General features: G+C 71.2%; 21 protein-coding genes. 17 read left to right on the top strand and 4 right to left on the bottom strand.

Features of this window, described 5'->3' with window-relative positions:
* Window positions 1-169 precede the first annotated feature (169 nt).
* From C229_RS0118325 to C229_RS0118260, 14 genes are all read left to right on the top strand, one after another.
* Entirely contained in the window at window positions 170-1,606 is a 1,437-nt protein-coding gene (locus C229_RS0118325; protein WP_018656552.1) for an amino acid permease, read from the top strand.
* A 49-nt stretch (window positions 1,607-1,655) separates the two neighbouring features.
* Window positions 1,656-2,897 (top strand): arginine deiminase, encoded by a 1,242-nt coding sequence (locus C229_RS0118320; protein ID WP_018656551.1) that lies wholly within the window; start codon window positions 1,656-1,658, stop codon window positions 2,895-2,897.
* A 40-nt stretch (window positions 2,898-2,937) separates the two neighbouring features.
* A complete protein-coding gene (gene argF, locus C229_RS0118315) occupies window positions 2,938-3,939 on the top strand; it encodes an ornithine carbamoyltransferase (RefSeq protein WP_018656550.1) in 1,002 nt (333 codons plus the stop codon).
* Between the two features lie 15 nt (window positions 3,940-3,954).
* Window positions 3,955-4,890: a carbamate kinase gene (arcC, locus tag C229_RS0118310; protein ID WP_018656549.1), complete on the top strand. Its 936-nt coding sequence runs from the start codon at window positions 3,955-3,957 to the stop codon at window positions 4,888-4,890.
* A 34-nt stretch (window positions 4,891-4,924) separates the two neighbouring features.
* Window positions 4,925-6,379: an amino acid permease gene (locus tag C229_RS0118305; RefSeq protein WP_018656548.1), complete on the top strand. Its 1,455-nt coding sequence runs from the start codon at window positions 4,925-4,927 to the stop codon at window positions 6,377-6,379.
* A complete protein-coding gene (locus C229_RS0118300) occupies window positions 6,376-7,305 on the top strand; it encodes a universal stress protein (RefSeq protein ID WP_018656547.1) in 930 nt (309 codons plus the stop codon). The genes C229_RS0118305 and C229_RS0118300 overlap by 4 nt, the downstream gene beginning before the upstream one ends.
* Before the next feature lie 131 nt (window positions 7,306-7,436).
* Entirely contained in the window at window positions 7,437-8,213 is a 777-nt protein-coding gene (locus C229_RS32345) for a helix-turn-helix transcriptional regulator (RefSeq protein WP_018656546.1), read from the top strand.
* Entirely contained in the window at window positions 8,210-9,622 is a 1,413-nt protein-coding gene (sufB, locus tag C229_RS0118290; RefSeq protein ID WP_018656545.1) for a Fe-S cluster assembly protein SufB, read from the top strand. Before C229_RS32345 ends, sufB begins: the two co-directional genes overlap by 4 nt.
* Window positions 9,622-10,746: a Fe-S cluster assembly protein SufD gene (gene sufD, locus C229_RS0118285; protein ID WP_018656544.1), complete on the top strand. Its 1,125-nt coding sequence runs from the start codon at window positions 9,622-9,624 to the stop codon at window positions 10,744-10,746. Before sufB ends, sufD begins: the two co-directional genes overlap by 1 nt.
* Window positions 10,743-11,060, top strand: coding sequence for a Rieske (2Fe-2S) protein (locus C229_RS0118280; protein ID WP_018656543.1), 318 nt, complete (start codon window positions 10,743-10,745; stop codon window positions 11,058-11,060). Before sufD ends, C229_RS0118280 begins: the two co-directional genes overlap by 4 nt.
* A gap of 52 nt (window positions 11,061-11,112) precedes the next feature.
* Complete coding sequence (gene sufC, locus C229_RS0118275) at window positions 11,113-11,880, top strand: Fe-S cluster assembly ATPase SufC (RefSeq protein ID WP_018656542.1); 768 nt, start codon at window positions 11,113-11,115, stop codon at window positions 11,878-11,880.
* Window positions 11,877-13,151, top strand: a complete 1,275-nt coding sequence (locus C229_RS0118270; protein ID WP_018656541.1) for a cysteine desulfurase — start codon at window positions 11,877-11,879, stop codon at window positions 13,149-13,151. Before sufC ends, C229_RS0118270 begins: the two co-directional genes overlap by 4 nt.
* 44 nt (window positions 13,152-13,195) lie before the next feature.
* On the top strand, window positions 13,196-13,651 hold the full coding sequence (sufU, locus tag C229_RS0118265; protein WP_018656540.1) for a Fe-S cluster assembly sulfur transfer protein SufU: 456 nt from the start codon (window positions 13,196-13,198) through the stop codon (window positions 13,649-13,651).
* Window positions 13,648-14,013 carry a metal-sulfur cluster assembly factor gene (locus C229_RS0118260; RefSeq protein ID WP_018656539.1) on the top strand — a complete coding sequence of 122 codons (366 nt, stop codon included), beginning with the start codon at window positions 13,648-13,650 and terminating at the stop codon, window positions 14,011-14,013. Before sufU ends, C229_RS0118260 begins: the two co-directional genes overlap by 4 nt.
* Before the next feature lie 55 nt (window positions 14,014-14,068).
* Here C229_RS0118260 and C229_RS31035 read toward each other — a convergent pair whose 3' ends face one another.
* Both C229_RS31035 and C229_RS31030 read right to left on the bottom strand, forming a co-directional pair.
* Window positions 14,069-14,650: a Uma2 family endonuclease gene (locus tag C229_RS31035; protein WP_018656538.1), complete on the bottom strand. Its 582-nt coding sequence runs from the start codon at window positions 14,648-14,650 to the stop codon at window positions 14,069-14,071.
* A gap of 92 nt (window positions 14,651-14,742) precedes the next feature.
* Window positions 14,743-15,336, bottom strand: coding sequence for a hypothetical protein (locus C229_RS31030; RefSeq protein WP_018656537.1), 594 nt, complete (start codon window positions 15,334-15,336; stop codon window positions 14,743-14,745).
* 156 nt (window positions 15,337-15,492) lie between these two features.
* Here C229_RS31030 and C229_RS0118245 point away from each other — a divergent pair, with 156 nt between their 5' ends.
* Both C229_RS0118245 and C229_RS0118240 read left to right on the top strand, forming a co-directional pair.
* Window positions 15,493-16,656, top strand: a complete 1,164-nt coding sequence (locus C229_RS0118245; RefSeq protein WP_018656536.1) for a sensor histidine kinase — start codon at window positions 15,493-15,495, stop codon at window positions 16,654-16,656.
* The gene (locus C229_RS0118240) at window positions 16,653-17,285 is read left to right on the top strand and encodes a response regulator (protein WP_018656535.1); all 633 of its coding nucleotides are present in this window, start codon (window positions 16,653-16,655) and stop codon (window positions 17,283-17,285) included. Before C229_RS0118245 ends, C229_RS0118240 begins: the two co-directional genes overlap by 4 nt.
* A gap of 4 nt (window positions 17,286-17,289) precedes the next feature.
* Here the strand turns inward: C229_RS0118240 and C229_RS0118235 are convergent, their stop codons facing one another.
* Window positions 17,290-18,381, bottom strand: coding sequence for an EAL domain-containing protein (locus C229_RS0118235; RefSeq protein ID WP_018656534.1), 1,092 nt, complete (start codon window positions 18,379-18,381; stop codon window positions 17,290-17,292).
* Window positions 18,382-18,456: 75 nt separating this feature from the next.
* A complete protein-coding gene (locus C229_RS0118230) occupies window positions 18,457-18,852 on the bottom strand; it encodes a hypothetical protein (protein WP_018656533.1) in 396 nt (131 codons plus the stop codon).
* Window positions 18,853-18,920: 68 nt separating this feature from the next.
* On the opposite strand from C229_RS0118230, the gene C229_RS0118225 reads away from it, so the two are divergent.
* Entirely contained in the window at window positions 18,921-19,559 is a 639-nt protein-coding gene (locus C229_RS0118225; RefSeq protein ID WP_026313908.1) for an AIM24 family protein, read from the top strand.
* The last annotated feature ends 34 nt before the right edge of the window (window positions 19,560-19,593 follow it).

Below are 19,593 nucleotides of genomic sequence, written 5' to 3'. Positions count from 1 at the left end.
TCCGTGCTCGGTCACGCGTGGGCATATCGCCTGGTGGCGCGCGTGATCGACCGGCATGCCCCGCAAGATCAATGCGCGGTTTCGCGGAGAAGGCCGATGGGAATTCCCCAGCGTGTCGTCTCTATTCCGGGAGCGGCCGGCAGAGGCGGGAACGAGCGCGGGGGGACGCATGGGAGAGCCGGGGAAACCCGCCTGGGAGGCGGGCGAAGCGACCCGTGCGGGCGCCGAGCACCCCGCCGCCGACTCGGGCGGCACGGCCGAGGGCGGCAAGCTGGGTCTTCCGCAGGCGACCGCGCTGGTCGTCGGCAACATCGTCGGCACCGGCATCTTCCTGCTGCCCGCCTCGCTCGCCGCCATCGGCACGCTGAGCTTCGTCGTCATGGCCGTCACCACGGTCGGCGCCATGGCGCTCGCGATCGTGTTCGGCCGCCTCGGCGCCCGCATCCCGGCGTCCGGCGGCCCCTACGCCTACGCACGCGACGCGTTCGGGGAGTTCGCCGGGTTCCTGGTGTCGTGGTCGTTCTGGCTCACCGCGTGGGGCGGCAACGCCGGTATCGCGGTCGCCTGGGTCGGCTACGTCAACTACTTCCTGAACTGGGACAACACCGTCGGCTCGATCGTCATCGGGCTCGTCGGCATCTGGATTCCCGCGCTCATCAACCTGTCCGGCGTGAAGAACATCGGCGCATTCCAGCTCGTCACGACGGTGCTGAAGTTCGTGCCGCTGATCTTCGTGGCCGTCGTCGGCCTGTTCTTCATCTCCACCGCGAACTTCGGGCCGTTCAACGCCAGCGGCGACTCCGCCTGGAGCGCGGTGTGGCTGGCCGCCGGGCTCATCCTGTTCATCTACTCCGGCATGGAGAGCGTGACGATCGTAGCCGAGCGCATCAAGGACCCGGCCCGCAACGTCGGCCGCGCCAGCGTCATGGGCGTCGCCGCCTGCGGCGTGCTCTACCTGCTCGCCACCGTCGCGATCTTCGGCAACGTGCCGCACGGGCAGCTCCAGGACTCCACCGCCCCCTTCGCTGACGCGATCAACAACATGTTCGGCGGCACGATCTGGGGCGGCGTCATGGCCGCCTGCGCGATCGTCTCCGGCATCGGGGCGCTCAACGGCTGGACGATGCTCGTCGCTGAGATGCCGATGGCCGCCGCGCGCGACGGCATGTTCCCGGCGGCGTTCGCGCGGCTGTCGCGGCGCGGCGCGCCCTACGTCGGCATCCTCGTCGGCGCCGCGCTCACCTCGGCGATGCTGCTGTTCGCCTACGCCTCGGAGAACGCGTTCAACACGATCCTGCTGTTCGCGTCCTTCACCACCGCGATCCCGTACTTCTTCTCCGCCGCCGCGCAACTGTTCTGGCTCGCCACCGGTGGCCGCCAGGTGAACCGGGCGCGGATGGTCAAGGACGTCGCGCTCGCCGTCGTCGCGCTGCTGTTCGCCTTCGCGATCGTCTACGGCTCCGGCGAGCAGGCGGTGATGCTCGGCGTCCTCACCCTGCTCATCGGCGTCCCGGTCTACATCTGGACCAAGTCCCGGCGCGGCGAGTACGGCCCGCGCGAGACCGGGCCCGCCGCCGTCCCGGCCGCGCCGCCGGACTCCGCCTGAACCCGTTCCGCACGCCGAAACCGTCACATTCCCGCCAGGAGGTCGGAGCATGTCCTTTCACGTCGATTCCGAGGTCGGCCGGCTGCGCCGGGTCCTCGTGCACAAGCCCGAGCTGTCGCTGAAGCGCCTCACCCCGTCCAACGCCGCCGACCTGCTGTTCGACGACGTGCTGTGGGTGCAGCGCGCCGGGGAGGAGCACGAGGAGTTCCAGGACGTGCTGCGCGCGCACGGCGTCGAGGTCAACCTCCTGCTCGACCTGCTGCGCCAGACGATCGAGACGCCCGAGGCCAAGAAGCACATCCTCGACTACGTCATCGACCCCAAGTTCTTCGGCCCGCTGGCCACCGACCCGATCCGCAACGCCTTCGACGCCATGGACCTGTCGGACCTGGGCTCGTTCCTCATCGGCGGCATCACCAAGCGCGAACTGCTGGAGCGCGTCAGCGCGCCGAAGTCGATCGCGTTCGAGGCGATCGGCATGGACGAGTTCATCCTGCCGCCGCTGCCCAACCACCTGTTCACCCGCGACACCTCCTGCTGGGTGTACGACGGCGTCTCGATCAACGCGATGCGCAAGAAGGCCCGCATGCGCGAGACCGTCAACATGGAGGCCATCTACCGCTGGCATCCGATGTTCTCCGACGGCTACGACCGGCCGTCCCCGGACGGCTTCCACGTGTGGAACGCGGGCACCTCGATGGCGCCCGCGACGATCGAGGGCGGCGACGTCCTGGTCATCGGCGAGGGCGCGGTGCTCATCGGCATGAGCGAGCGCACCCAGCCGCAGGCCGCCGAGATGCTCGCGCAGGCGCTGTTCGCCCAGGGGAGCTGCAAGCGGATCGTCGCGCTCCAGATGCCGCAGAAGCGCGCCTTCATGCACCTGGACACCGTCATGACGATGGTCGACCATGGCGTCTTCACCAAGTACGCGGGCATGGGGATGCTTCCGTCGTTCACCGTCGAGCCGGGCGACACCGACAAGGAGCTGAAGATCACCGAGCACGGCCCCGACGACATGCACCGCGCGATCGGGCGCGCGCTCGGCCTCGACGACATCAAGGTCCTCACGCCCACGCAGGACGTCTTCTCCGCCGAGCGCGAGCAGTGGGACGACGGGTCCAACGTCCTCTGCCTGGAGCCCGGCAAGGTCGTCGCCTACGAACGCAACACCACCACCAACAACTTCCTGCGCAAGAACGGCGTCGAGGTCGTCACGATCCGCGGCAGCGAACTCGGCCGGGGCCGCGGCGGCCCGCGCTGCATGAGCTGCCCGCTGGAGCGGGACGCCTGAGCGGCCCCCTCACCACCCACCAGGCGAAACGGAGCGACGCATGGCCTTCAACCTGCGGGGACGCAGCTACCTCAAGGAACTCGACTTCACGCCGAAGGAGTTCCGGTTCCTGCTCGACCTGTCGGCCGACCTCAAGGCCGCCAAGTACAGCGGCACCGAGCGGCGGCACCTGACCGGCAAGAACATCGCCCTGATCTTCGAGAAGACCTCGACGCGCACCCGCTGCGCGTTCGAGGTCGCCGCGCACGACCAGGGCGCCCACGTCACCTACCTCGACCCGAGCGGCTCGCAGATCGGCCACAAGGAGTCGATGAAGGACACCGCCCGCGTCCTCGGCCGCATGTTCGACGGCATCGAGTACCGGGGCTCCAAGCAGGCCAACGTCGAGGAGCTGGCCCGGTACTCGGGCGTCCCGGTGTGGAACGGCCTCACCGACGAGTGGCACCCGACGCAGATGCTCGCGGACGCGCTGACGATGCGCGAGCACAGCGACAAGCCGCTCGGCGAGATCACGTTCGCCTACCTCGGTGACGCCCGCAACAACATGGGCCACTCCTACATCGTGGCCGGGGCGCTGCTCGGCATGAACGTCCGCATCGTCGCGCCCCGGGAGCTGTGGCCCGACGAGGACGGCGTCGTCAAGCCCGCCCGCGAGATCGCCGCCAAGACCGGCGCCGACCTGCGGATCACCGACGACGTGCAGGAGGGCGTGCGCGGCGCCGACTTCGTCCTCACCGACGTGTGGGTGTCGATGGGCGAGCCGAAGGAGGTGTGGAACGAGCGCATCCGGCTGCTCAAGCCGTACCAGGTCAACGCCGACGTCATGCGCGCCACCGGCAACCCGGACGTGAAGTTCATGCACTGCCTGCCGGCCTTCCACGACCGGCACACCACCGTCGGTGAGGACATCTACGAGAAGACCGGCCTGGACGCCCTGGAGGTGACCGACGAGGTGTTCGAGTCCGACGCCTCGATCGTCTTCGACGAGGCCGAGAACCGCATGCACACGATCAAGGCCGTCATGGTCGCGACGCTGGCCTGAGGGGAGGGCACCGACATGCGCGTCGTCGTGGCGCTCGGGGGCAACGCCCTCCTGAAGCGCGGGGACAGGCCCGACGCCGACCTCCAGCGGGCCAACGTGAACCTGGCGGTCAAGTCGCTCGCGCCGCTCGCGGAGCGGCACGAACTGATCATCACGCACGGGAACGGCCCGCAGGTCGGCGTGCTGGCGCTGGAGAGCGTCAACGACTCCAACCTCACCCGGCCCTACCCGCTGGACACCATCGGCGCCGAGACCCAGGGCATGATCGGGTACTGGATGCTCCAGGCGCTTCAGAACGCGCTGCCGGGCCGCCAGGTGCTCGCGATGATCAACCAGACGCTGGTGTCGGCCGTCGATCCCGCCTTCGACGACCCGACCAAGTTCGTCGGGCAGGTCTACACCGAGGAAGAGGCGAAGAAGCTCGCAGAGGAGTACGGCTGGACGGTCAAGCCCGACGGCGAGTACTGGCGCCGCGTCGTGCCGTCGCCGCTGCCGCAGCGCGTCATCGAGACCCGGCTGATCCGCCAGCTCGTGCGCGGCGGCACCGTCGTGATCTGCGCGGGCGGCGGCGGCATCCCCGTCTTCCGCAATGACGTCGGCCAGCTCGAAGGCACCGAGGCGGTGATCGACAAGGACATGACCGCGTCGATCCTGGCCGAGACGCTGGAGGCCGACGCGTTCCTCATCCTCACCGACGTGCCCCGCGTGATGCGGAACTTCGGCACGCCGAAGCAGCAGGAGATCGAGCACACGACGCCGCACGAGCTGCGCGCCGAGGAGTTCCCGGCCGGGTCGATGGGCCCCAAGGTCGAGGCCGTCGCCGGTTTCGTGGAACGCACCGGCGACATGGCGGCCATCGGCCGTCTCGACCAGTGCACGCAGATCCTGGAGGGGACGGCGGGCACGATCGTGACGCCGAACGCGACCTGGCCGCTGGCCAGCACCCTCTGACCACGCATCGAGGCTCGACCGGACGGGGGACACCGTGGGCGCTGGAGCGAGGCCGGGCAGCCTGCTGCACAGCCTGATCAGGACGAAACCGGTCGACCAGGTCGTCCGGGAGGGCGGCGACGGCGAGGGCGGCGAGCTGAAACGCTCGATGGGCCTGCTCCAGCTCACGCTGTTCAGCGTCGGCGCGACGCTGGGCACCGGCATCTTCGTCGTGCTCGGCGAGGCGGTCCCGCTGGCCGGTCCGGCGATCGTGCTGGCGTTCGTGCTGGCCGCGTTCACCGCGATGTTCTCCGCGCTGTCGTACGCGGAGCTGGCCGGGACGATCCCGGTGTCGGGTTCGTCGTACTCCTACAGCTACGCCACGCTCGGCGAGCTGGTCGCGTGGGTGTGCGGCTGGTGCCTGCTGCTGGAGTACGCGGTGTCGGTCTCGGCCGTCGCGGTGGGCTGGGGCCAGTACCTGAACGACTTCTTCGACCAGGCGTTCGGCTTCACGCTCCCGACGGCGATCAGCAGCCCGCCCGGCGGGGGCGGCGTCATCAACATCCCGGCCGTCGTGATCGTGCTGATCGCGACGTTCTTCCTGCTGCGCGGCGCGTCGGAGTCCGCCACCGCCAACGTGATCATGGTGTTCCTGAAGATCGGCGTGCTGCTGTTCTTCTGCGTCGTCGCGTTCACCGCGTTCGACACCGGCAACCTGACGCCGTTCGCGCCGCTGGGCGCGGCGGGCATCAGCGCGGCGGGCTCCAAGGTGTTCTTCTCCTACATCGGGTTCGACGCCGCCTCGACCGCCGGTGAGGAGGCCAAGAACCCCAAGCGCGACCTCCCGCTGGCGATCATGCTGTCGCTGTTCATCGTCACGACCGTCTACGTGCTGGTCGCGCTGGCGGCCGTCGGCGCCATGCCGTTCCCCGAGTTCGGCGCGCACGAGGGCGAGGCGTCGCTGTCGACGGTGCTGGAGCGCGCGACCGGGGAGTCGTGGCCGTCGCTGATCCTGTCGCTGGGCGCCGTCATCGCCATCGCCAGCGTCGTGCTGACCGTGATGTACGGCCAGACGCGCATCCTGTTCGCGATGTCCCGCGACGGGCTCATCCCCAAGGTCTTCCAGAAGGTGTCGCGCCGCACCCAGGTGCCCGTGGCCAACACGCTGCTGGTGGCGCTGTTCATCTCGGTCCTCGGCGCGGTGATCCCGCTCGGCGAGCTGGCCGACGCCACCAGCATCGGGACGCTGTTCGCGTTCATGCTCGTCAACTTCGGCGTGCTCGTGCTGCGCCGCACCCGTCCCGACATGCCGCGCAGCTTCCGCACCCCGCTGTTCCCGCTCACGCCCATCCTCGGCGTGGTGTTCTGCATCTACCTCATGGCGAACCTGCGCGGCGTCACCTGGATCGTGTTCCTGCTGTGGAACGTGGCCGGGTTCGCCGCCTACTTCCTCTACGGACGCCGCCACTCGCGGCTGAACCGGCTGGAGAAGGGAGGCGACGTCCGATGAGCGCGCCACGGAGCAAGACCGGCCGGGTCCTGGTCGGCTACTCGCCCGACGACCGGGGCGAGGACGCCCTGACGCTGGCCGCGATGGCGGCCCGCAGCCTGGGCACCGGGCTGACGGTCGCGCACGTCCACCCGCCGGGCTGGCCCGCGCGCGGGCCAGGCTCGGTCGACGCCGAGTGGATGGAGTACCTGCGCGAGCAGTCGGCGGAACTGCTGGCCGAGGCGACCGGCAAGCTGACGGCGCTCGGCGTCGCCGCCCGCGACGTCGCGACCGAGGCGGTGGCCCACCGGGGCAGCGGACGCGGCCTCATCGAGGTCGCCCGCGCGACCGATGCCCGGCTCATCGTCGCCGGGTCGGCGCCGCGCGGACGGCGCGGCCGGATCGCCGTGGGCTCCACCGCCGACCAGCTCCTGCACGGCTCGCCCGTCCCGGTGGCGCTGGTGCCGCGCGGCTACGCCGAGGACGCGCCGCGCGCCGTCGAGCGGCTGACCGTGGCGTACTGGCGGCGGCGCGGCGCGGTCGCGGTGCCGATGCACGAGACCGAACGGATCGCGACCGCGCTCGGCGTCCCGGTCCGGCTGCTCACGCTGGTGCTGCGCCCGTCCGGGCTGCCCGCCCGGTTCCGGGGCGGCGCCGCCGACATCGTCGCGCGCGAGCTGGAGTACGCGGCCCGCGACCTGGAGAAGGCGGCGGGCGAACTGGACCCGGCGCTGGACGTCACCACCGAGATCGCCGAGGGCACCAAGATCACGGGCGCGCTGGGGCACGTGGAGATGCTGCCGGGCGATCTGCTCGTCTGCCAGTCGAGCCACGACGGGCCGTTGCGCAAGGTCTTCGTGGGGGAGAGCTCCGGCAAGATCGTCCGGAACGCGCCATGCCCGGTCGTGGTGCTGCCGCGCACCTCCGCACGTGACTCCGTACGGTAGAAAGGGCGTGGTCCGGACGCGTTCCGCGGGACAAAAGCCCAGGTTAGGTAAGGCTTACCTGCGTGAGGCACGCCATCGGCGTTCCGTTGGTGGGCGGGAAGTAATTACGGCACACTGGCGTTGTGAAAAACGTGAGCGAGGAGCTGAGGGACTCGACGGCCGCCGGTGCGCGGCCCGTCGGCGCGCCCTCCACGGCCGGGCAGCAGGGTGAGCGCGACACGCGCGCCCGCGTCGCCCGGCTCGTCCTCGAACACGGCCCCATCACGGCGTCCGCGCTGGGGGAGCGGATGGGCCTGACGCCCGCCGCGATCCGCCGCCACCTGGACGCCCTGCTCGCCGACGGCATGATCGAGATCCGCCGGGCCCGGCCGCAGACGCGGCGCGGGCGCGGGCGCCCGGCCAAGTGGTTCGCCATCACCGACGCCGGGCGCGACGCCTTCGTTCACGCCTACGACGACCTCGCGACCAGTGCCCTGCGCTTCCTCGCCGAGACGGCGGGGGAACAGGCGGTCGCGCGGTTCGCGCGGCGGCAGATCGCCGATCTCGAACGCCGCTACCACCCCGTCGTGCAGGCAGCACCGCCGCACCAGCGGGTTCGTAGACTGGCCGAGGCGCTGTCGGGCGACGGCTACGCCGCCGCCGCGGGCAAGGCGCCCCAGCCCGGCGGTGGAGAGCAGCTCTGCCAGCACCACTGTCCGGTCGCGCACGTCGCCGCGGAGTTCCCGCAGCTCTGCGAGGCCGAGACCGAGGCGTTCAGCCGGCTGCTCGGCACCACCGTCCAGCGCCTGGCCACCATCGCCCACGGCGACGGGATCTGCACGACCCACGTCAGCGCGCGGTCCCTGTGCGAAAGCGACCGGGACGCCGCCGACACCGCCACCGAGGAGTCCGGGAGGACCTCCCTATGACCACGGCTGCCCACCCCGAGCTGGAGGGTCTCGACCGGTACAAGTTCGGTTGGGCCGACTCCGACACCGCCGGTGCCTCCGCCCGACGCGGCCTGAACGAGCATGTCGTCCGTGACATCTCGGGCAAGAAGGGCGAGCCGGACTGGATGCTCGACCTGCGCCTCAAGGGCCTGCGGCTCTTCGACAAGAAGCCCATGCCGTCCTGGGGTTCGGACCTGTCGGACATCGACTTCGACAACATCAAGTACTTCGTCCGCTCCACCGAGAAGCAGGCGACCTCCTGGGAGGAACTCCCGGAGGACATCAAGAACACCTACGACAAGCTCGGCATCCCCGAGGCGGAGAAGCAGCGCCTCGTCGCCGGCGTCGCCGCGCAGTACGAGTCGGAGGTCGTGTACCACAAGATCCGCGAGGATCTTGAGGAGAAGGGCGTCATCTTCGTCGACACCGACACCGGCCTGCGCGACTACCCTGAGATCTTCCAGGAGTACTTCGGCACGGTCATCCCGGTCGGTGACAACAAGTTCGCCGCGCTGAACACCGCCGTCTGGTCGGGCGGTTCGTTCATCTACGTCCCGCCGGGCGTGCACGTCGAGATCCCGCTCCAGGCCTACTTCCGGATCAACACCGAGAACATGGGCCAGTTCGAGCGGACGCTGATCATCGCCGACGAGGGCTCCTACGTCCACTACGTCGAGGGCTGTACCGCCCCGATCTACAAGTCGGACTCGCTGCACTCGGCCGTCGTCGAGATCGTCGTGAAGAAGGACGCCCGCGTCCGCTACACCACGATCCAGAACTGGTCGAACAACGTCTACAACCTGGTGACCAAGCGCGCCGTCGCCTACGAGGGCGCCACCATGGAGTGGGTCGACGGCAACATCGGCTCCAAGGTCACGATGAAGTACCCGGCCGTCTACCTGCTCGGCGAGCACGCCAAGGGCGAGACGCTGTCGATCGCGTTCGCCGGCGAGGGCCAGCACCAGGACGCCGGCGCCAAGATGGTGCACGCCGCGCCGCACACCTCCAGCAGCGTCGTGTCCAAGTCCGTCGCGCGCGGCGGCGGCCGCACGTCCTACCGGGGTCTCGTCCAGATCCAGGAGGGCGCCGCGCACAGCAAGTCCACGGTCAAGTGCGACGCGCTGCTCGTCGACCAGATCAGCCGCTCCGACACCTACCCCTACGTCGACGTCCGCGAGGACGACGTGGAGATGGGCCACGAGGCCACGGTGTCCAAGGTCTCCGAAGACCAGCTCTTCTACCTGATGAGCCGCGGCATGGACGAGGACGAGGCCATGGCCATGATCGTGCGCGGGTTCGTCGAGCCCATCGCGCGCGAGCTGCCCATGGAGTACGCCCTCGAACTGAACCGGCTCATCGAGCTCCAGATGGAAGGAGCGGTCGGCTGATGGGTCTCGACCAGCGACCCCTCTCGACCCTGCACGAGAAGGTCTCCTACGACGTCGCCGACTTCGACGTCCCCACCGGCCGCGAGGAGGAGTGGCGGTTCACCCCGCTGCGCCGGCTGCGCGGCCTGCACAACGGCACCGCCGAGGCGCACGGCAAGGTCATCGTCGAAGCCGAGGCCGCGCCCGGCGTGCGCGTCGAGACCGTCGGCCGCGACGACGCCCGGCTCGGCAAGGCGTACGTGCCCGCCGACCGGGTCAGCGCCCAGGCGTGGGCGTCGTTCACCGAGGCCACGGTCGTGACCGTGCCCAAGGAGACCGAGGCGGCCGAGCCGACCGTGCTGCGGCTGCGTGGGGAGGACTCCGCCACCGCCGCCTACGGGCACACCACCGTCGTCCTGGAGCCGTTCGCCCGCGCCACCGTCGTCCTCGCGCACCGGGGCTCGGCCACCTACGCCGACAACGTCGAGTTCGTCGTCGGCGACGGCGCCTTCCTGTCGGTGATCAGCCTCCAGGACTGGGCCGACGACAGCGTCCACGTCTCGCACCAGCACGCCCGGCTCGGCCGCGACGCGCGGTTCGTCTCGCACAACGTGACGCTCGGCGGCGACCTCGTCCGCGTGTCCCCGTCGGTCGCCTACGACGCGCCCGGCGGCGACGCCGAACTGTACGGCGTGTACTTCGCCGACGGCGGCCAGCACCTGGAGCACCGTCTCCTCGTCGACCACAGCACGCCGCACTGCCGCAGCCGCGTCGACTACCGGGGCGCCCTCCAGGACGAGGACGCCCACGCGGTCTGGATCGGCGACGTGATCATCCGCGTCGAGGCCGAGGGCACCGACACCTACGAGCTGAACCGCAACCTCGTCCTCACCGACGGCACGCGGGTCGACTCGGTCCCCAACCTGGAGATCCTCACCGGTGAGGTCGTCGGCGCGGGGCACGCCTCGACCTCCGGCCGGCTGGACGACGAGCACCTGTTCTACCTCCAGGCGCGCGGCATCTCGCGGGACGAGGCGCGGCGCATGGTGGTCCGGGGGTTCCTGGGGCAGCTCGTCGACTCGATCGAGGTGCCCGAGGTACGCGTCAAGGTGCAGGAAGCGATCGAGGCGGAGCTGGACCGATGACCTTCGTCAAAGTGTGCCCCGTGGCGGAGATCCCGGCCGACGGCGTGCTCGGCGCCGAGATCGGGGACACGCAGATCGCGCTCGTCCGGCAGGGCGACGACGTCTTCGCGGTGAACGACATCTGCTCGCACGCCGAGGTCAACCTCTCCGAGGGCGAGATCTACAACGGCACGATCGAGTGCTGGCTGCACGGGTCCTGCTTCGACCTGCGCACGGGCAAGCCCACCAACCCGCCGGCGACGCAGCCCGTCGCCACCTACCGGGTGAAGGTCGAGGACGGCGACGTCTACGTCGCGCTCGGCCCGGCCGAATGATTCCGAACCGGCCGCACACCGGACCACCTTCAACCAGAGAGCTTCGATAGTCATGACCACGCTTGAGATCCGCGACCTCCACGTCTCCGTCGGCGACGGCGCCGACGGGACGAAGGAGATCCTGCGCGGGGTCGACCTGACCGTCCGGGCCGGCGAGACCCACGCGATCATGGGCCCGAACGGCTCCGGCAAGTCCACCCTCGCCTACGCGATCGCCGGGCACCCGAAGTACACCGTGACCTCGGGCTCCGTCACGCTCGACGGCGAGGACGTGCTGGAGATGAGCGTCGACGAGCGCGCCCGCGCCGGCCTGTTCCTCGCCATGCAGTACCCGGTCGAGGTCCCCGGCGTCTCGGTGTCGAACTTCCTGCGCACGGCCGTCACCGCGGTGCGCGGCGAGGCGCCCAAGCTGCGCGACTTCGCCAAGGAGATGAAGGGCGCCATGGACGCCCTCGCCATCGACCCGGCGTTCGCCCAGCGCAGCCTGAACGAGGGCTTCTCCGGCGGCGAGAAGAAGCGGCACGAGATCCTCCAGCTCGAAATGCTCAAGCCGAAGATCGCCGTGCTGGACGAGACCGACTCCGGCCTCGACGTGGACGCCCTCAAGGTCGTCTCCGAGGGCGTCAACCGGTTCGGCTCCACCGGCGACACCGGCGTCCTGCTCATCACGCACTACACGCGCATCCTGCGGTACGTGAAGCCCGACTTCGTGCACGTCTTCGCCGGCGGCCGCGTCGTCGCGCAGGGCGGGCCCGAGCTGGCCGACGAGCTGGAGAACGAGGGCTACGAGAAGTACGTGAAGGCGGGCGCTTCCTCATGACGTCACGGCCCGGGTTGCTGCCCGAGGAGATCAAGAAGGACTTCCCGCTGTTGCAGCGCACCGTGCGCGGCGGGCGTCCGCTGATCTACCTGGACTCGGGCGCCACCTCGCAGAAGCCGCTCGCGGTGCTCGACGCCGAGCGGGAGTTCTACGAGCGGCACAACGCCGCCGTGCACCGCGGCGCGCACCTGCTCGCCGAGGAGGCCACCGACGCGTTCGAGGGCGCCCGCACCACGATCGCGACGTTCATCGGCGCGGTCCCCGGCGAGACGGTGTTCACCCGCAACGCCACCGAGGCGATCAACCTCGTCGCGTACGCGCTGAGCAACGCCGCCACGGCGGGGCCGGAGTCCGAGCGGTTCGTCGTCGGCCCCGGCGACGAGATCGTCGTCACCGAGATGGAGCACCACGCCAACCTCGTGCCGTGGCAGCAGGTCTGCCGCCGGACGGGGGCGACGCTCCGCTGGTTCGGGCTCACCGACGACGGCCGCCTCGACCTGGAGCAGCTCGACGACCTGGTCAACGAGCGCACCAAGCTGGTCGCGCTCACCCACCAGTCGAACGTGCTCGGCACGGTCCCGCCCGTCGAGCTGATCGCGGCGCGGGCCCGGGAGGTCGGCGCGCTCGTCCTGCTGGACGCGGCGCAGTCCGTCCCGCACATGCCGGTCGACGTGACCGCGCTCGGCGCCGACTTCCTCGTCTTCTCCGGGCACAAGATGCTCGGCCCGACGGGCATCGGCGTGCTGTGGGGCCGCCGCGAGCTGCTGGAGACGATGCCGCCGTTCATCACCGGCGGGTCGATGATCGAGGTCGTCCGGATGGAGGGCTCGACCTTCATGCCGCCGCCGCAGCGGTTCGAGGCCGGGTCGCCGAACGTCGCGCAGGCCGTGGGGCTCGGCGCCGCGTGCGACTACCTGTCGGAGATCGGGATGGACCGCGTGCACGCGCACGAGGAGGTCCTGACCGGGTACGCGCTGGAGCGGCTGGCCGAGATCCCGGGCGTCCGGCTGATCGGCCCGGCCACCACCGAGTCGCGCGGCGGCGCGGTGTCGTTCGTCGTGGACGACATCCACCCGCACGACGTCGGGCAGGTGCTGGACGAGCTGGGCGTCGAGGTCCGGGTCGGGCACCACTGCGCGGCGCCGATCTGCCGCCGGTTCGGCATTCCCGCGACGACGCGGGCCACGTTCTACGTCCACAACACCCTGGCCGACATCGACGCGCTGGCCGACGGCGTCCGGGGCGCGCAGAAGTTCTTCGGAACAGCCTGAGCGCCGCGCCGGATGTGGTGAGGAGCGGTCCGTGAGAGGAAGACATGCAGCTTGAGGCGATGTACCAGGAGGTCATTCTCGACCACTACCGCAACCCGCAGAACAAGGGGTTGCGGGAGCCGTTCGAGGGTGAGGCGCACCACGTCAACCCGACGTGCGGCGACGAGATCACGCTGCGTGTGCACCTGAGCGGTGAGGGCCGCGACGCGACCCTCACCGACGTCTCCTACGACGCCATGGGCTGCTCGATCAGCCAGGCCAGCGCCTCGGTCCTGACCGATCTGGTGATCGGCAAGTCCGTCAAGGACGCGATGGAGATCGGTGACGCCTTCCTGGAGCTGATGCAGTCCCAGGGCAAGGCCGAGCCCGACGAGGACGTCCTGGAGGACGCCGTCGCCTTCGTGGGGGTCTCCAAGTACCCCGCCCGCATCAAGTGCGCCCTGCTGGGCTGGATGGCCTGGAAGGACGCGACCGCACGCGCTCTCGGAGAGGCATCATGACCGACACCGGCACCGATTCCGGCATCGACGAGGGGATCGACGTCCCCGTGGCCGACGCGAGCCCCGAGGAGGAGATCCTGGAGGCCCTCAAGGACGTCGTCGACCCCGAGCTGGGCATCAACGTCGTCGACCTCGGCCTCGTCTACGGCGTCAACCTCGCCGACGACACTGCCACCCTCGACATGACCCTCACCAGCGCCGCCTGCCCGCTCACCGACGTCATCGAGGACCAGGCGCACAGCGCCCTCACCGACCTCGTCAAGGACGTCAAGATCAACTGGGTCTGGCTGCCCCCGTGGGGCCCCGACAAGATCACCGACGAGGGCCGCGACCAACTCCGAGCCCTCGGCTTCAACCTCTGAACCATCGTCACGCGCGTGGCCGCCGCCCGGATGGGCGGCGGCCACACGCGTGTTCTCAGGCGTAGCGCAGGAACTCCGAAGTGTCGATCTCTCCGCCGTCCATGCAGTCCAGTCCCCTGATCGGCTCGCCGAAGGTCGTGGTGGTGACCTCGGCGTAGGTCCCTTCCGGCTTCACCGGCCCGCTGTACAGGACACAGACGCCTTGACGGGGGTCGATGAGGAGATACTGCGGCGCCCCGGACATGGAGTAGCGAACGCGCTTGCCCTCGTAGTCCTCACGGAAGTTCCGCTGCGAGACGACTTCCACGAGCAGTTCGGTCTCGTGCGCCCACGGCTTCGCACCCGGCCGCAGCGGCTCGGAAACGACCACCAGATCCGGAATCGGTTCACGTGGCTCGGACGTGAGCTGAAGGTCAACACCGGTGATCTTGCAACGGCGATCCCGGGGGACCTGATCCCGGATCTGCACGATGATGTCGTCGTGCTCCCATCTCGTGCCCGCGAGCATGACGATCTCGTCACCAAGCGACTCAAGCTTGGAGAACGTGAAACCTTTGCTCTCGGCGAATGCCGCGAGCTGCTGGAGTGCCTTCTCACGCGTTTCCACGGTGGACAGTTCCGATCCGCTGTCGCCCATATGCATACGGTAGTGGCCCGGCCGAGGGGCAGCCGCTCGAACGGTCAGACCGGTCCCATAGTACGTGGACGCCCCGGTGTGCCCTTGGTTCGTCATTCTCGTGAGGCAAAAGAGTCGGACCGATGAGCTCCGGAGCCGGAGCCGATCGGGTTCGCCGGGGGTTTGCTGGGCCAGAGGGTGTGGGTGATGGGCCAGAGGGACCAGACGGCGAGGACGAGGCCCAGGCGTCCGGTCCAGCCGGTTAGGGCTTCGGTGCGGGACGGATCGTCGATCATGACGGTCATGGTGAGGAGGACGCCGCAGGCCAGGGCCGTGGCTATGGCGGCCTTCGCGAATTCGCGCCATTCGTGGCGGGTGCGGGCGCGGCCGTACTTGGGTGGTTTGATCGGTGCCGGGGCGTCGGCGAAGCGGTGGGCGAAGCGGGCGTCGGCCCATTTCACCCAGGAGTGGCCGAAGGCGACCGAGTAGCCGAGGTAGGCGGCGGCGAGGCCGTGGGTGAAGTTCGCGGTGCCGCCGCCGCGCAGGTCCAGGACGGTGGCCGTCAGCAGGACGACGTCGACCAGCGGGACGCAGAGCAGCAGGGCGCCGCCGAGACGGGGGCGGCGCAGTGGGTAGCGCACGGCGAGGCCCGCGAGCAGGATCAGCCAGAACCCGATCTCGCAGGCGACGATGACCGCGACCAGCATGGTGCCCTCCTTGTTCGATCGTTCCCCTCCAGGTTCCTGCGCCGGAGCGGGGGCCGCGTCCTGCGCGAGGGGGCGATCGCGGGTCGTCCGAAGGATGTAGGCGGGACCGTCCCGCGGTGGAGGCGGGCGGGTCCGCCGAGGTGCTGAGATGGTTCCGTGCACCTCACCACGCGGCGGGACGCGCTGTACGCGGTCGCCGGTTTCGGCGGCGGGCTGCTCGTGCTGCTCGCCCAGGGCTACATCCGGTGGGACACCGGGTGGGATCCGGCGCTGCGCTGGCGGCTCATCCCGCTCGGCGTGCTCAGCGCCGCCCTGCTGCTGCGCCGGACGCGGCCCATGCTCGGCCTCGCCGTCGCCACGGCTGCCAACGCCGCCGACCTGCTGCTCGGGCCCAGCTTCGGCAGCGCCGTCATCTACACCGACGCGCTCTACTCGGCCACCGTCTACGGGCCGCGCCGCGCGCACCGGTGGCTGCTCGGCGCCGTCGTCGGCGCGTCGCTGGCCTGCGCCGTCGTCCTGGCGGTCCTGTCGGGGCAGTTCGCGCCGGCGGTGTTCCTCGGCGCGGTCGCCGGGACGACGTGGGTCTCGCCCGTCCTCACCGGGCTCATCATCGTGCAGCACGGCGACCGCGCCGCCGCCGAGCGGCAGCGCGCCGAGCAGGTCGCCCGGCTCGCCGAGCTGGACCGCCGGTCGGCCGTCACCGCCGAGCGCACCCGCATGGCCCGCGAACTCCACGACGTCATCGCCAACCACCTCAGCGCCGTCGCGCTGCACTCCTCGGCGGTGCTGACCGTCCCCGACCTGGACCGCGAGGGCGTCCGGCGCTCACTGGAGGTCATCCGGGAGAACAGCGTGCAGGGGCTCACCGAGATGCGCCGCATGATCGGGTTGCTGCGCGCCGCCGAGGACGCCGCCGACCCGCCCCGCGCGCCGCGCCTGAGCGAGCTGGACGCCCTCGTCGAACGCTGTGCCCGGCCGGGCCTGACCGCCCGGCTGGAGATCGCGGGCGAGCCGCCGGAGCTGCCCGCCGCGGTCGAGCTGGCCGCCTACCGGATCGTCCAGGAATCGCTGACGAACGCGCTCAAACACGGCGGTGCGGGGCAGGTCCGGGTGCGGGTGGAGTACGGTCCGGACCAGGTCGGGATCGACGTCATCAGCCCGCTCGGCGACGGCACCGGCCTGCCGGGGTCGGGCAACGGCCTGGTCGGGATGCGGGAACGGGCGCTGCTGCTGGACGGCGTGTTCGAGGCGGGCCCGGCGGACGGCCGCTGGCGGGTGCGCGCGGAGCTGCCGGTGGCGGCGAAGGAGGGCGGGTCGTGATCAGGGTGCTGGTGGCCGACGATCAGGCGGCCGTGCGGGCGGGCCTGGTGCTCATCCTCGGGTCCGCCGCCGACATCACCGTCGTGGGGGAGGCCGCCGACGGCGAGGAGGCGGTGGCGCTCGCCCGGCGGCTCGCCCCGGACGTCGTCCTGATGGACATCCGGATGCCCCGGCTGGACGGCATCTCCGCGACCCGCGAGCTGGTGGGCACCACCGACGTCCTCGTGCTCACCACGTTCGACCTGGACGAGTACGTCTTCGGCGCGCTGCGCGCCGGGGCCGCCGGTTTCCTGCTCAAGGACGTCGAGGCCGCCGCGCTCGTCGCGGCCGTCCGCACGGTCGCGTCCGGTGAGGGCATCATCGCCCCGAAGGTGACCCGCCGCCTGATCACGGCGTTCGCGGGCGGCGGCGCGGCCCCGGCGAAACCGCCGGCGCTGGACGAGCTGACGCCGCGCGAACGCGAGGTGTTCGCCTGCCTCGGCGAGGGCCTGTCCAACGCCCAGATCGCCGTCCGTCTCGACATGGCCGAGACCACCACCAAGACCCACGTCAGCCGCATCCTGGCCAAACTGGACCTGCGCAGCCGCGTGCAGGCCGCGATCCTGGCGCGAGAGACGAACGGGCGCTGAGCGCTCAGGTGAGCGCGCGCAGCAGGTCGGCCACCCGGACGATGCCCAGGCACCGGCCGACCTCGTCCACCACGATGAGGTCGTCGCGGACGCGCGCGCCGCGTCCGGCGGCCCGCAGTGCGGCCATCGCCGGGACGGTCCGCGGCACCGGCCCGGGCGGGTCTGCGAGCCGGGCGGCGGGCCGCGCGGCGTGCAGGGCGTGCCCGTAGGGGCCGGAGATCTCCAGCAGGAACCGGGTGCGGTCCACGGCGGCGCTGGGCCGCTGCCGCTCGTCGAGCAGGACGACGCTGGTCACCGACGCCTCGGCGTTGAGCAGGTCGAGGACCTGCGCGGCCGTCGCGGTGTCGGGGAGCGTCACGGCGGGCACGGTGAACTCCGCGACGCGCGGCCCGACGTCGACGGGCGCGGGAGCGTCGTCGGCCAGCGGCACGGTCACCGGCTCCCCGGGCCGCCACCCCGGCGGCGCCAGCGCCGGGCCCCGCGCCAGCCGCACCCCGAGCGCCCGCAGCCGCGCGACCCGCGCGGCGCTGTCCAGCCCCGGCGCCTGCACCTGCGTGCCGAGCCGCCGCGCCAGCGCCACCAGGGACGCCACCACGGCCGCGTGCGGGGCCTCGGCCGCCGCGCGCCGGGCCAGCTCCGGGTCGAGGCCGAGCGGGGACGGCACCCCGTCCGCGAGCAGGTCCAGCGGCAGGTGGACGGCGCCGAGCCCGCCGAACCCGACGAGGTAGCCCGCCTGCCGCAGCCGCCGCAGCGCCGCCGCCAGCACGGGCCGCTGCGCGGGCGCGAACCCGCCGGACGCGCACAGCGTCACCTCGCGCGGGCGCCGCCCGGCGGCGCAGAGCCCGGCGTGCAGGTCGTCCAGGACGGTGCCGCCCGCCGCGAGCGTCCCGGCGGCGACGGACACCTGGAGCGGCAGCCGGGCGACCGGCGCGGTGGCCCGCGCGGCGGCGGCGACCCGTTCGACGTCCCGCGCGACCGGATCGCCGCCCGGCGCGGCGGACGCGTGCGCGGCCACGGCGACGACCGCGCCCGTGCCGAGGTCGACGACCGGCTCGAACACGGCCTGGGTCGGCGCGGGGACCTGCTGCAACGTCACGAACGCATCATGACGGGCCGAAACGTCCGAAACCACGCACGTCCGGGAATGTTCACCGTCCGTTCGGCGGTCGTCCTAGAAGCCGCGTCCGGTCACGAGGGCGGAGAACGCGTAGGTGACGCCCGCCACCAGGGCCAGCCAGGCGAACACGGTGACGTCCTCGCCGCGCAGCGCCTGGACGACGAGGGCGCCGACGATGCCGGCGGTCAGCACGTCCCCGGTCATCGCCGCCGACCGCAGGTGGACGCGGGCCCGGTGCCCGCCGCCGAACGTCTCGCTGATCGGCAGCGCGGGCTCGTTGCGCCGGTAGGCCAGGTGGGCGGCGTATCCGGCCAGGGCACCGAGCGCGACCAGCCCGGTGCCGCCGCGGCCGTCCGCCGCCAGCACGGCCAGCGTGCCGAACCCGGCGGCCAGGACGAGGCAGGGGACGATCCAGCGGCCGAAGCCGTGCCGTCGCGGCGCGATCCACATGCCCGACATCCTCTCCGATCGGAGGAGACGGCGGCACCCGACCGGCGGTTCCGGTAGGTTCTCGGCCCGTGGCGGGATTTCGGTTGCAGGGATCGAAGGTTCTGGCTGTTGACCTCGCGGGGGACACCATCAGGACCCGGAACGGGGCGATGGTCGCCTACGACGGCGAGATGACCTTCAAACGGCAGGGCATCACCGGCGGTGAGGGCCTGCGCGGCGCGCTGCGCCGCCGCGTCGCGGGCGAGGGCATCACGCTCATGGAGGTTACCGGCCACGGCACCGTCTACCTCGCCGACGAGGCCACCGAGATCACGCTGATCCCGCTGCGCGGCGACACGCTGTTCGTCGAGTCCGACAGCGTCATGGCGCTGGACGCCGGGTTGCAGACGGGCGTGCAGTTCGTCGGCCTGCGCGGCATGGGCACCGGCCAGGGCCTGGCCACCACCAAGATCGAGGGGCACGGCACGGCGGCGATCCTGTCGCACGGCCCGGCCATCGGCCTCCAGGTCACCCCCGAGATCCCGCTCAGCGTCGACCCGCACGCCTACGTCGCCCACCACGGGCAGCTCCGCCAGGACGTCGTCACCGACGTCAACTGGCGCACCGTCCTCGGCCAGGGGTCGGGGGAGTCCGTCCAGTTCCGCTACCACGGGCACGGCGTCGTGTACGTCCAGCCCGCCGAACGCTCCGGCGCCCTGGAGATCTGACTAGGCTCGACCCGACCGTGGCCGGTCACCGTTG

Origin of the sequence: Actinomadura flavalba DSM 45200 (genome assembly GCF_000374305.1) — a bacterium.
Taxonomy (GTDB): domain Bacteria; phylum Actinomycetota; class Actinomycetes; order Streptosporangiales; family Streptosporangiaceae; genus Spirillospora; species Spirillospora flavalba.
This window is presented reverse-complemented; position numbering and strand designations above follow the sequence as displayed.